Annotated in this window: 13 protein-coding genes and 1 other RNA gene; 3 read left to right on the forward strand and 11 right to left on the reverse strand. The window is 33.2% G+C overall.

The window, feature by feature from the left end:
• The coding region (locus J3U27_RS10575; protein ID WP_267377428.1) for a hypothetical protein at nucleotides 1-220 on the reverse strand (220 nt) is incomplete at its 3' end.
• Between the two features lie 170 nt (nucleotides 221-390).
• On the opposite strand from J3U27_RS10575, the gene J3U27_RS10580 reads away from it, so the two are divergent.
• Both J3U27_RS10580 and J3U27_RS11680 read left to right on the forward strand, forming a co-directional pair.
• Nucleotides 391-618: a hypothetical protein gene (locus J3U27_RS10580; RefSeq protein WP_267331073.1), complete on the forward strand. Its 228-nt coding sequence runs from the start codon at nucleotides 391-393 to the stop codon at nucleotides 616-618.
• 110 nt (nucleotides 619-728) lie between these two features.
• Entirely contained in the window at nucleotides 729-914 is a 186-nt protein-coding gene (locus tag J3U27_RS11680) for a zeta toxin family protein (protein ID WP_416380567.1), read from the forward strand.
• A 556-nt stretch (nucleotides 915-1,470) separates the two neighbouring features.
• On the opposite strand, the gene J3U27_RS10585 is transcribed toward J3U27_RS11680, so the two are convergent.
• From J3U27_RS10585 to thrS, 10 genes are all read right to left on the reverse strand, one after another.
• Nucleotides 1,471-3,411 carry a peptidase U32 family protein gene (locus J3U27_RS10585; RefSeq protein ID WP_267377430.1) on the reverse strand — a complete coding sequence of 647 codons (1,941 nt, stop codon included), beginning with the start codon at nucleotides 3,409-3,411 and terminating at the stop codon, nucleotides 1,471-1,473.
• A 101-nt stretch (nucleotides 3,412-3,512) separates the two neighbouring features.
• Entirely contained in the window at nucleotides 3,513-4,382 is an 870-nt protein-coding gene (htpX, locus tag J3U27_RS10590; RefSeq protein WP_065734110.1) for a protease HtpX, read from the reverse strand.
• 205 nt (nucleotides 4,383-4,587) lie between these two features.
• Nucleotides 4,588-4,683: signal recognition particle sRNA small type (gene ffs / locus J3U27_RS10595), an RNA gene on the reverse strand.
• A 140-nt stretch (nucleotides 4,684-4,823) separates the two neighbouring features.
• Entirely contained in the window at nucleotides 4,824-5,117 is a 294-nt protein-coding gene (locus tag J3U27_RS10600; RefSeq protein WP_034882129.1) for an integration host factor subunit alpha, read from the reverse strand.
• A gap of 5 nt (nucleotides 5,118-5,122) precedes the next feature.
• Nucleotides 5,123-7,510: a phenylalanine--tRNA ligase subunit beta gene (gene pheT, locus J3U27_RS10605; RefSeq protein ID WP_267331071.1), complete on the reverse strand. Its 2,388-nt coding sequence runs from the start codon at nucleotides 7,508-7,510 to the stop codon at nucleotides 5,123-5,125.
• A gap of 16 nt (nucleotides 7,511-7,526) precedes the next feature.
• Entirely contained in the window at nucleotides 7,527-8,510 is a 984-nt protein-coding gene (gene pheS / locus J3U27_RS10610; protein WP_267377432.1) for a phenylalanine--tRNA ligase subunit alpha, read from the reverse strand.
• Between the two features lie 204 nt (nucleotides 8,511-8,714).
• Nucleotides 8,715-9,068 carry a 50S ribosomal protein L20 gene (gene rplT, locus J3U27_RS10615; protein WP_024496189.1) on the reverse strand — a complete coding sequence of 118 codons (354 nt, stop codon included), beginning with the start codon at nucleotides 9,066-9,068 and terminating at the stop codon, nucleotides 8,715-8,717.
• A gap of 31 nt (nucleotides 9,069-9,099) precedes the next feature.
• Nucleotides 9,100-9,297 (reverse strand): 50S ribosomal protein L35, encoded by a 198-nt coding sequence (gene rpmI / locus J3U27_RS10620; protein ID WP_034882133.1) that lies wholly within the window; start codon nucleotides 9,295-9,297, stop codon nucleotides 9,100-9,102.
• Nucleotides 9,298-9,380: 83 nt separating this feature from the next.
• Nucleotides 9,381-9,920, reverse strand: coding sequence for a translation initiation factor IF-3 (gene infC / locus J3U27_RS10625; protein WP_065562102.1), 540 nt, complete (start codon nucleotides 9,918-9,920; stop codon nucleotides 9,381-9,383).
• A 27-nt stretch (nucleotides 9,921-9,947) separates the two neighbouring features.
• On the reverse strand, nucleotides 9,948-11,873 hold the full coding sequence (gene thrS / locus J3U27_RS10630; protein ID WP_267377433.1) for a threonine--tRNA ligase: 1,926 nt from the start codon (nucleotides 11,871-11,873) through the stop codon (nucleotides 9,948-9,950).
• A gap of 274 nt (nucleotides 11,874-12,147) precedes the next feature.
• On the opposite strand from thrS, the gene J3U27_RS10635 reads away from it, so the two are divergent.
• Entirely contained in the window at nucleotides 12,148-12,879 is a 732-nt protein-coding gene (locus J3U27_RS10635) for a hypothetical protein (protein WP_267377434.1), read from the forward strand.
• Nucleotides 12,880-12,900: the final 21 nt, after the last annotated feature.

Below are 12,900 nucleotides of genomic sequence, written 5' to 3' on the forward strand. Positions count from 1 at the left end.
CTACAATTTTTTCATAGTAATTATTTATCTTATCCCAATCATCTGGATAAAAACTTGGGTCATCTTTATATTTTTCATAAATGTATGACATTAATTCATTGAGTTCTTGTAGATATTTATCATACTGTTCTTGAGTAATTAAGTTAAACTTCAATGCATATCTAAACTCAGCTTTTGTCAATCTTTCAATACTATAAATTCTTTCTTTTTGGTCCCGCATATTGCGCTCCTTAGGTAGTTTTGGTGATATTGACGGCTGAATTATAAATAATTTTTAAAAGGGGTCCAAGTGGAAAAGAAAGCATAGGGAGCCTTTTGATTTGTACGCCATTAAAAATATATTCTATAATCTAAACTGTTTATTAATTTAATACAGAAAAGGAAAAATTTATGGCGACTTTTGACGAAAAAGAGTTTTTATGGGAAGAAATGTATAACAGTGTTCGAATTTGCATTTCAAAAGCAAAGGGCTATGGCAATGAATATACATCAGATATGTTAGAAGATATTAAAAAATTAAGAGAATTTAGAAAAAAAATTGCAGATACTTCTTATGAAGAAATTGATTATGAAGCTGCATTAAAATTTTTCCAGTTAATCGAAAATAAATATAATTAACTAATATGAAAAACAATGAACAATTATCCCATGTATCTAATCAATAAAAGAATCATATCGTTAATGACATATGGATTGATATTCATATAGAACAGCCCGAATGAATTGACATCACAACAAAACCCAAAGCTTATGTTGTAGGCGGACAACCAGGAGCTGGTAAATCTACCTTTACAAATAAACTTCAAACTGAATTCAGTAATAATAGTCTAATTATTGAATTAAATTCTTATCGAGAACGTATCCCGCGCTATGTTCCCAAAAATGTGCATGATCAAGTTATTGAAGCAAACTAAGTCAATCAACGCAAATTGAATCATTAACCGTTTATAATCGACAAGAAAAAATTTATGATTCCAAGATTGATAAAGGTTTACCATCTGTATCTATTCAATATGAAATTAATAAAGATGAAAATAAACTATCACAAGATTAGAGCCTTGCTAAACTACTTCAAACTGCTAAGCAGAATGTGGCAAATAAAAAATCGATCAGACAAATAAAGATAACGATATGGAAAGATAGTGTAGATACATTTTTAAGTAAATTAAGTTTATTTAAAATAAACCATCAATCTATTGATATTTTTTAGTTAAATTAATTTAGTATACATAATGTGAAATGCGTTATGTTGAGTAGCTCAGTATATTAATTTGTAATGAGATTTATCACTTATTTTCAATTATTACGCACCTAATTAATTATATTTAATAAAATCATAACATTAAAGTTCCTATAATGTATATTATGTTAAATAATAACATTATTGCGAACTAAAATAACACCTTTTGCATTACTATTTATCGCTAATATTTTTTATTAATAAGATAGAAATCAATAATAATCAATATGTTAATTATTATTTGTCAGTAAAATAACTTCACTACCAAGTACTGGGATTTTTAAAATATGTTTTTTGATTTTGCCCCAAACCTGCATTTCACAAGCTTTACAGTTGAATTTTAAAATTAATTCTTCATTATTATTTTGAATTAATTTCATTGGTGTTACTTTAGTTTTAACTCCTTGAATCCCTTTAGCTTGTTTTGGACATAAATTAAATGCAAATCTTAGACAATGCTTTGTAGTCATTAAAGGAACGTCATCTTTAACTTCGTGAGCTTCAAATGCACTCTCGATTAGTTTTACACCATGTTGAGCATAAAATTCACGAGCTTTGTGATTATAAACATTAGCTAAAAAACTTAATTGTTGTTCAGGATATATCGGTGTTGGATGTACTTGAGGTTTACGAATATTTCTTCGATAATTATTTAATCGCTCTAGAGTTAATTTATCAATAATATCTCGTCTTAACTGATTTAATTGACTGTTGGGAACAAAATAAGCTTGGTTTAAATCTATAATTAACTCCGCTAAATAATAGGTTGTCTGGCCTAACTTAGATAAACTATCTCTTATATTATTGAGAGCTTTATCCTGTTGCTTAGCTAGCTCAAATGGGCCTTTCAATTCAATTTTAACGCTACTACCCTCTTCACTTGATGCAATTAACTCCAAACCATTTGCTATATTTTTAAGCCTAAATGTTACACCGATACGACGACAACTAGATTCTTTTAATAAAATTTGTTGCCAATTATGATCTAAATTGCGATTAATTTGATAAGGTAATTTTATAGAATATAATGCTTTAGGTATTTCATTAGGAAATACTTGATAATGATTATTACCAATTTTTTCTACTTTATCAGCTCTAAAACCTATAATTTCCCTTTTGATTAAAACATTTAATCCATCACCATTAGTTAACGCTTGTTCTGATTTTATTACGATAGATTGTTTAGTAATTTTTATAATTTCACCAATTGTTAAACCAATAAATTTGGGTGAATCAAATGCACCAATATTGGCTTGTCTACCTCGAACAAAATAATCGGTAGATCCTCTGTGGAATGTTCTATTTGGATCCGGGGTAAAAAAGTGTTCAGTTTTGCCACTCGATGCAGCAACAAAATCTGTGTTTTTTTCTAAAATATTATCTAATTTTTTACGATAAAATGCGGTTATATTTTTAACATAACTCAAATCTTTGTATCTGCCTTCAATCTTGAAAGATCTCACTCCGGCTTGTATCAACTCTATTAAATTATCAGACTGATTATTATCCTTCATTGATAAAAGATGTTTTTCATAAGCGACGATGCGACCTTGTTCGTCTTTTAATGTAAATGGCAATCGACAAGCTTGAGAACAGTCGCCTCGATTAGCGCTTCGCCCCGTTTGTGCATGAGAAATATAGCATTGACCAGAAAATGCAACACATAATGCGCCATGAATAAAAAATTCAATATTTGCATCAATTTGTTGATGTATGTTTGCTATTTCGGTTAAATTTAATTCTCTCGCTAAAACTATTTGAGAAAAACCTACATCGGAAAGAAATTTAGCTTTTTCTGGCGTTCTAATATCCATTTGGGTACTAGCATGTAAATCAATTGGTGGGATATCCATAGCTAATATTCCCATATCTTGAACTATCAAAGCATCCACCCCAGCATTATATAATTGCCAAATTAATTGCCTTGCAGCTTCAAGCTCATTGTCATGAAGAATTGTGTTTAAAGTTACAAAAACCTTAGAGTAAAAATGTTGGGCAAATTCTACTAGTTTAGCAATATCACTTACTGAATTACCAGCATTATGACGAGCACCAAATTGAGGACCGCCAATATAAATAGCATCAGCTCCATGTAAGATAGCTTCTTTTGCAATTTCTACATTTTTTGCGGGGCTAAGTAATTCTAATTTAGTAGTGTGTTGCCTATACATGAGAGATTCTCTGAGAAAATATTAGGATGGTATATTAAATTTTAATTAAAAAATGGCAAATACAATTAATATTTGCCATTGAAGTTTTTAAATATTATTTATTAAAGAATATTAGATTGATTACGCAATGCTTCAATACGTTTATCTAAAGGTGGATGAGATAAGAATAGTTGAGAAAATCTTGCTTTCTTCTCACCATTAATACAGAATGCCAAAATTGATGCTTCTTCACTTGGCTCATGACTCAATTTTAATTTTTCTAAAGCAGCAATCATTTTAGTAGACCCTACTAATTTCGCTGAGCCTGCATCAGCATGGAACTCTCGATAACGTGAAAACCACATAGCAATGATGCTTGCTAAAATACCAAATACAGTTTCAAAAATCATTACGATGAAATAATAAGCAAAAGTAGATAATCCTTCACTTCTATCTTCCAAAGCTTTTGTTACGATTGAAGCAAAAATTCGTGAAATAAAAATAACAAAAGTATTAAGTACACCTTGTAAAAGCGCCATTGTCACCATATCACCATTTGCAACGTGACTCATTTCATGTCCAATTACAGCTTCAGCTTCATCTTGAGTCATAGCGGCTAAAAGACCCGAGCTAACAGCTACGAGAGAATTATTTTTAGTTGCTCCCGTTGCAAAAGCATTTATATCTTCTGCTTGATAAATCGCAACTTGTGGTGTTTTTAATTTCAATTCATTTGCTTGGCGATTAACTACATCTAAAAGCCATTGCTCTTGAGCGTTGCGAGGATTAGTAATTATTTTTCCACCAACAGAACTTAAAGCCATTCTTTTAGATAAAAGAAGTGAAATAAAAGACCCACCAAAACCAAATATAGCCGCAAATATAAGCAATCCTAATGTACTATGAGCATCAACGCCACAAATACTTAAAATAATACCAAATACAAACATAACAGCTAAGTTAGTTAGGATAAATAATCCAACTCGCATCATAAATAATTCCTCATTACTGTTTTTCTAATATGAATAATTTTACTTAAGAAGATAAATAAAATTTGATATATGATCGCAAAAATGTTGCATCTCTACAACCTCTTTAATATGAAATTTTGAAAGGATAAATTAAGTGACTATTTAATAGCCATTAAAGACAATGGTAAGTTAATAGCAATATTAATTTAGAGAATTTTGGAGGAGACCCTATCAGCCACATCCCACACACATATTTTTTACTTTGGCTGCTTCCTTCCGGACCTGACCTGATGAGCAAAAAAATGTTGCAAGAGGACCCATAGAGCCTCCATTGAAGAGGCGTTATTATGCTTTAATTAGCAAATTATTACAATATTTATAACGAAAAAAGAACTAACCTTCCTGTCTTGTAATAACAACAGAAAGGCTATTACATATCAAACGAAATTTAAAAATGTTTAACTATAGAGTTAAATTTTTCTCAATTCGTTCTCTAAATTTAATACCTGGTCTAAATGTGACAACTCGACGAGCTGAGATATCAACACTTTCGCCTGTTTTTGGATTGCGACCTGGTCGTGAATTTTTATCACGAACAGCGAAATTACCAAATCCAGACAGTTTAACAGGTTCACCTTTTTCTAAAGCAACACGAATTTCTTCGAAAAAAAGTTCAACTAGGACTTTAGCTTCTTGACGATCAATATCAAATTTATCGGCAAGACGATCTGCAATATCAGCTTTAGTTAATGTCATAATTATTATTCTCTTAATAGGGCATTGAAACGGTTTTGTAAAGCAATAACACACTTGCTTACAATGTTTGTTATATCTTCTTCTTCTAGTGTACGTGATTTGTCTTGTAAAATCAAACTGATAGCAAGGCTTTTCTGATCTTTATCTATGTTTTCACCTTGATATACATCAAATAAATTAACTCTTACAAGTTGTTCACCACCAGCATGTTTACACTCAGAAATAATATCTGCTGCTGGTATTGTGTTAGATACAACTACAGCAATATCTCGCTTATTAGACGGATATTTAGATAACTCATGAGCAACTGGTACTCTTTTATCATTAATTTTATCTAAATTTATTTCAAAAACAAGCGTTTTACTATTTAAAGATAATTTTTTTTCAATTTCTGGATGTAAAACACCAAAATTACCAATAAGCTCGCCATTCAAGTAAATAGCAGCACTTTGTCCAGGATGTAATGCATCAAGCTCTGATTTCTGATATACAATTTTTTCATTACAACCTAAAAGAGAAAATAGTAACTCTAAGTCCCCTTTCAAATCATAAAAATCAATATTTTGTTTAGGTAATGACCAATGCTCTTCATAAAGAGTGCCAGTAAGAACACCAGCAAGCATCAATTCCTGGCGAACACCAAATTCACATGAATCATCTGGAATAAAACGTAAGCCTGTTTCAAATAATCTCATCCGAGATTGTTGACGATTTTGATTATATATTACAGCATCTAATAACCCTGACCATAATGATAAACGCATAACTGACATTTCACTCGAAATAGGATTAGGTAATGTAATATGATGCTGCTCTGGGTGAAGAAGTTGTTGAATTTTAGGATCAACAAAACTATAAGTCACCGCCTCTTGATAACCTTTATCTACTAATAAATTTTTTACTCTAGACAAAGGGACTATATTTTCAGGTTTTGGCTTCATTACAGATTCTATTTTCAGATTCACATTAGGAATATTGTTATAGCCATAAATTCGAGCAACTTCCTCAATTAAATCCTCTTCGATTTGCAAATCAAATCGCCAACTTGGTGATTTAACAGTCCAAACATTTTCATTATAAGAAACTTCACAGCCCAATCTAACTAAAATGTCTGTAATTTTTTGAGTTTCAATTACATAACCTATAATTTGATCCACTTTATGTCTACGTAGTTGAATTGTAGCTTGAGAAGGAAGCTCTTTTTCGTTTGTAATTTCAGAGATAGGACCTACATCACCACCACAAATATCAACAATTAATTGAGTTGCTCTTTGCATAGCAGATAATTGTAAATAAGGATCAACACCACGTTCATAACGGTGAGAAGCATCAGTATGTAAACCATATTCACGAGCTTTACCAGTTATTGCTAATGGTGCAAAAAAAGCTGATTCAAGGAAGATATCTTTTGTGGAAGTTGTTACGCCAGATTTTTCTCCCCCCATAATACCAGCCATTGCTAATACTTTTTGATGATCAGCAATAACGAGTGTTTTATCGTTTAGTTTGACTTCATTCCCGTTTAATAAAACAAGTTTTTCATCTTGATGAGCATAACGAACAATGATTCCTGAATCGATTTGCGCCAAATCAAATGCATGCATCGGATGACCTAATTCTAATAACACATAATTAGTAATATCGACAATGGCATCAATTGAGCGGATACCACCACGGCGTAATTTCTCTTTCATCCAAAGTGGTGTTGTTGCATTAACATCAATATTTTTTATTACTCGACCAAGATAACGTGGCGCAGCTTTAGGTTCATTTATTTCAATTGACACAGTATCAGCAATAGTTGCTGGAACACTTTCAATATTAAGTTGTTTCATTGGAATATTGTTAACTGCAGAGATATCTCGGGCAACACCAATGATACCAAAACAATCAGCCCGATTAGGCGTAACACTAATCTCGATCATAACATCATTAAGATTTAGATATTCACGGATATCTTGCCCTAAAGGTGCATCATCAGGCAATTCAATAATGCCACTATGATCTTCAGATATTCCTAATTCAGAGTAAGAACAAAGCATACCTTCTGAAGGTTCGCCACGTAATTTGGCGGCTTTAATTTTAAAATCACCTGGTAGGACAGCCCCAATTGTTGCACAAGCAACAGTTAAACCCTGACGACAATTTGGTGCACCACAAACAATATCCAGTAATTCAGGCTTGCCAATATCGACTTTAGTTACACGGAGCTTATCGGCATTAGGATGTTGTTTACACTCAACTACCCTTCCAACAACGACACCTGAAAAATCACCAGCAACTTTTTCAACATCATCGACTTCTAGTCCAGCCATGGTTAATTGATCGGCTAACATTTCGCTACTAATTTCTGGATTGATCCATTCACGTAGCCAACTTTCACTAAATTTCATGTTTTGATCTCCAGAATTAATTAAATTGTTTTAAAAAACGTAAATCATTTTCAAAGAAAGAACGCAAATCAGTGACACCGTAACGCAACATAGTTAACCTTTCAATTCCCATACCAAAGGCAAAACCATTATATATTTCAGGATCTATTCCAACATTACGTAATACATTAGGATGAACCATACCGCATCCTAAAACTTCTAACCATTTGCCATTCTTAGCCTTGATGTCCACTTCTGCTGAAGGTTCTGTAAATGGAAAATATGCAGGTCTAAATCTAATTTCCATATTATCCTCAAAAAAACAATGAAGAAAATCATGCAATAACCCCTTCAAATGGGTAAAACTTACATTTTTATCTATCAATAACCCTTCCATTTGGTGAAACATTGGCGTATGCGTTTGATCATAATCATTACGATAAGTTCTACCTGGAGCAATGATTCGGATTGGCGGTCTTTGATTTTCCATTGTTCTTATTTGAACTGTAGAAGTTTGTGTGCGTAATAAACGTTTTGCATCAAACCAAAATGTATCGTGATCAGCACGTGCAGGATGATGAGCAGGAATATTTAATGCATCAAAGTTATGATAATCGTCCTCGATTTCTGGTCCAGTCTCAACAACAAAGCCCAGTTCTCCAAAAAATTCAACTAAACGATTAATTGTCTTAGTAACTGGATGTAAACCACCTAATTCTAGCGACTTACCTGGTAATGTAATGTCAATTGTTTCATTTGCTAATTTTGCATTAAGAGCCTGACGCTCTAAAAAGTTACGCTTCTGATTTAATAACTCAACAACTTGTTGCTTAGCATCATTAATTTTCTGACCTACAGCCGGGCGTTCATCAGCGGGAACATCACGTAAAGAAGCCATCTGCATTGTAAAATAGCCTTTTTTACCAAAATATTCCACTCGAATTTGTTCTATGGTATTAATATCATTAGCATTTTCAATAGCGGATTTGGCATTGCTTACCAGTTCAACTAATTGAGACATACAGTTCTCCTGCTTATTGTTTATTACATAAAAAAAGCCTCTTCTGAGGCTTTTATAATTATTTTTCGTTTTTTATTTGCCTCACGAACGAATAGCATTATTGAAGCTAAAAAAGAAACGAAAAATAACTAAATTCATAATTAACTCTTAAATAATCTTTTTATAAAACATAAAAGCCGAGATAACTCGGCTCTTATAAAGCTATTAAAGTGCAGCTTTTGCCTTTTCAACTAATGCAGCGAATGCATTTTTATCAAATACTGCAATATCTGCAAGGATCTTACGATCGATTTCAATTGAAGCTTTCTTTAAACCGTTGATGAAACGACTATAAGAAAGACCACATTGACGAGCAGCAGCATTGATACGTACAATCCATAATTGACGGAATTGACGTTTACGTTGACGACGGTCACGATAAGCATATTGTCCTGCTTTAATTACTGCTTGGAAAGCAACACGATATACACGTGAACGAGCACCATAATACCCTTTTGCTTGTTTTAAAATTTTCTTGTGACGTGCACGAGCAATAACACCACGTTTAACACGAGCCATAAACTATATCCTCTAAAAAATTAATCAATAATTAAGCGTATGGAACACACGCCACTACTAAACCTAAATCGCCTTTTGACACAGTAGTCAAACCACGTAAATGACGTTTACGCTTAGTTGATTTTTTAGTTAGGATATGGCTCTTGTTAGCTTGTTTATGCTTAAAGCCACCAGAAGCTGTTTTTTTAAAGCGCTTTGCTGCGCCTCTTACAGTTTTAATTTTAGGCATTTTATAAATTTCCACTTCGCATTGTTAATAAAAATAAAATAATGGTGTAATTTTTAGAAACTAAAAATTAACTTGAAAAACCATTACTTTTTCTTCGGCGCTAACACCATAATCATTTGACGACCTTCAATCTTAGTTGGATAAGATTCAATAACCGCCAAATCAGCTAAGTCTTCTTTAATGCGGTCAAGCATTTCAATACCTAACTGTTGGTGAGCCATTTCACGTCCACGAAAACGCAACGTAACTTTGGCTTTATCGCCATCTTCAAGAAAGCGTATCAGGCTGCGGAGTTTTACCTGATAGTCGCCTTCGTCTGTACCAGGTCGGAATTTAATTTCCTTAACCTGAACAACCTTTTGCTTCTTCTTCTGTTCTTTTGTTGCTTTACTCTTTTCATAGAGGAATTTGCCATAATCCATAATTCGACAAACAGGTGGCTCTGCATTAGGACTTATTTCAACTAAATCCAACGTTGCTTCTTCAGCTTGTTTTAAAGCTTCATCTAAGCTAACAATACCGAGCTGTTCACCATCGACGCCGGTTAACCTCACCTCGCGAGCTGTAATCTCATCGTTAATTTTGTGCGCGCGTGTTGACTGAATTCGCTTACTGACTTTAATATCTCATTCCTCCAAAGTAATTTATCATTAATTCATCTGTTCTAATGAACGACTATGAATTTCATTAAGCAATAATTCTATAACATGTTTCACTTCAAAGCTACCAAGATCTTTACCTTGGCGTGTTCTAACTGAAATTGTTCCTGATTCCATTTCTTTGTCTCCACAAACAAACATATAAGGAACACGTTTTAGAGTATGCTCACGAATTTTAAACCCTATTTTCTCATTTCTCAAGTCTGCTTTTGCTCTAATACCAACTTTTTGTAATTGGCTGGTTAATTGTTTCGCATAATCAGCTTGATTATCGGTAATATTGATAACGGCCACTTGTAATGGTGCTAACCAAGTTGGGAAGAATCCTGCACAATCTTCAGTCAAAATTCCCATAAAACGTTCCATCGAACCTAAAATCGCTCGGTGAATCATAACTGGAACATGACGTTCATTATCTTCACCTACATAAGTTGCATCTAATCTTTCTGGTAACATAAAGTCGAGTTGGACAGTACCACATTGCCATGCACGGCCTAAGCAATCATGAAGCGTAAATTCAATTTTTGGCCCATAAAATGCACCTTCGCCAGGTAAATACTCAAATTCAATACCATTTTCAGTTAAACATTCTGCTAAATCGTTCTCGGCTAAGTCCCAAGTTTCATCTTTACCAATACGTTTTTCAGGACGAGTTGATAATTTAACAGTGATGTCTTTGAAACCAAATGTGCTATACATGTCATAAACCATTTTGATACAGTTATTAACTTCACTGCGGATTTGGTTTTCAGTACAAAAGATATGTGCATCATCTTGAGTAAAACCGCGAACACGCATTAAACCGTGTAATGAGCCTGACGGTTCGTTTCGGTGACAACTACCAAACTCAGCCATTCTTAGTGGTAAATCGCGATAAGATTTTAAACCTTGATTGAAAATTTGAACGTGCCCTGGGCAGTTCATCGGTTTAATACAGTATTCACGATTTTCAGATGAAGTAACAAACATCAACTCTTTATAGTTACCCCAGTGACCTGTTTTTTCCCATAAAACCCGATCCATCATAAATGGACCTTTCACTTCTTGATAATCGTATTCTTTTAGTTTAGTGCGAACAAAAACCTCAAGTTCACGGAAAATAATCCAACCATCGTTATGCCAAAACACCATACCAGGTGCTTCTTCCTGCATATGATACAAATCTAGCTGTTTACCAATTTTACGATGGTCTCGCTTAGCTGCTTCTTCTAAAAATTGTAAGTAACTATCAAGTTGTTTTTTATCAGCCCATGCTGTGCCATAAATACGTTGTAACATTTTATTATCACTATTACCCCGCCAATATGCTCCAGCAATTTTTTGTAATTTAAAATGATGGCAAAAACGCATATTCGGCACATGTGGCCCGCGGCACATGTCAATATATTCTTCATGGTGATAAAGTGCAGGAGTAGAATCTTTTGGAATATTCTCATCTAAAATAGCAATTTTATATGGTTCATGACGCTCCCAGAATACTTCTCTAGCACGTTCCCAACTTACTACTTCTTTTATAACTTCATAATCTTTCTTAGCCAATTCATGCATACGCTTTTCTAGAGCGTCAAGATCTTCCTGAGTTAGAGAGTGATCTAAATCGACATCGTAATAAAAGCCGTTATCAATCGTTGGACCAATTGCCATTTGCGTATTTGGCCAAAGTTGTTTAATTGCATGCCCCAACAAATGAGCGCAAGAGTGACGAATTATTTCAAGCCCATCTTCATCTTTTGATGTAATAATAGATAAAGTTGAATCTTGCTCAATTAAATCACAAGCATCTTTACGTTCACCATTTACTCGCCCAGCAATACATGCTTTGGCAAGACCAGCTCCAATACTTTGAGCAACTTCTAAAACAGTAACAGGCTTATCAAATTGACGTTGACTTCCGTCAGGAAGAGTAATAATTGGCATAATAAATCCTTATAACAGTGGTGCGCCACACGAAAGCGCACATGCGTACATAAAAAATAGTTGTGTATACTACCACTTATCTTAAGGATTTTAAATAGAATACCGAGGGTTTATCACAGATTTTATTATAATAATTTAATAACACTTAATTAGTCATAATTAATTATAAATAGCTGAAATAAAACATAGCCAGCAAAAAAATATTATATATAATAATATAATGTATTAAGATAAATATGTTTGACTACATAATATATAAAGGAATATGAAAGTAATGCATACAAAATATTTTATCGCTATTTTATCTTTATTAACTTTAATTGTAACTGGATGCCAATCTTATCGTAATAGTGATGTTGCATCATCAAATACTGTTACAGAAAGTGCTAATAAAAGCTTAGGGACTCAATGGGGAGATGGCATTGAATCGCATGTTCAACAAGTAAGTATGAAACGTACCGGTTTTTACCCTATTGATGTTATTACTATCAATTATTCAGCACATCAATATAATGGAAAAGCAATTTCAGAAGTTATGTTGAATAATGGCAGAATTGGTATGGCTTTCCTTGATGATCGTGGCAAAAAATGGCAATTAACTAAACAAAATAACAACGTTAAGTTACAAGGTAAAGTAGGACAAAGTTACCGATTATTCTATCGTAATTACTCTTCTAATACCTATGAAATTGTAGCAACTATTGATGGATTAGACGTTATTAATGGTAAAGCTGGTTCATTATCAAACAATGGCTATATTTTAAGACCACATGACACACTTGTGATTGAAGGCTTCCGTAAAAGTAATAATGAAGTAGCTGCTTTTACTTTTTCTGACAGCTCTAGTGCTTATGCTAATCATAATAGTGAAGGTTCAGCAACAAATATAGGTGTAATAGGCACGGCAATATTCCAGTTAGAGGATAATAGTAGAAACTATCAAAAATTAAGTCCAAATGCTTTTCCTGCTGATAATGGTAATTATGCCAAACCTCCGGTTTATTAATTTATGGTTAATCATCTTTCC

The sequence above is a fragment of the Gilliamella sp. B2911 genome (assembly GCF_026536965.1).
Lineage (GTDB): Bacteria > Pseudomonadota > Gammaproteobacteria > Enterobacterales > Orbaceae > Gilliamella > Gilliamella apicola_E.

Coding starts and splice junctions, on each gene's coding strand:
- J3U27_RS10580 (WP_267331073.1), top strand. CDS start 391: ATGGCGACTTTTGACGAAAAAGAGTTTTTATGGGAAGAAATGTATAAC.
- J3U27_RS10585 (WP_267377430.1), bottom strand. CDS start 3,411: ATGTATAGGCAACACACTACTAAATTAGAATTACTTAGCCCCGCAAAA.
- htpX (WP_065734110.1), bottom strand. CDS start 4,382: ATGATGCGAGTTGGATTATTTATCCTAACTAACTTAGCTGTTATGTTT.
- J3U27_RS10600 (WP_034882129.1), bottom strand. CDS start 5,117: ATGACATTAACTAAAGCTGATATTGCAGATCGTCTTGCCGATAAATTT.
- pheT (WP_267331071.1), bottom strand. CDS start 7,510: ATGAAATTTAGTGAAAGTTGGCTACGTGAATGGATCAATCCAGAAATT.
- pheS (WP_267377432.1), bottom strand. CDS start 8,510: ATGTCTCAATTAGTTGAACTGGTAAGCAATGCCAAATCCGCTATTGAA.
- rplT (WP_024496189.1), bottom strand. CDS start 9,068: ATGGCTCGTGTTAAACGTGGTGTTATTGCTCGTGCACGTCACAAGAAA.
- rpmI (WP_034882133.1), bottom strand. CDS start 9,297: ATGCCTAAAATTAAAACTGTAAGAGGCGCAGCAAAGCGCTTTAAAAAA.
- thrS (WP_267377433.1), bottom strand. CDS start 11,873: ATGCCAATTATTACTCTTCCTGACGGAAGTCAACGTCAATTTGATAAG.
- J3U27_RS10635 (WP_267377434.1), top strand. CDS start 12,148: ATGCATACAAAATATTTTATCGCTATTTTATCTTTATTAACTTTAATT.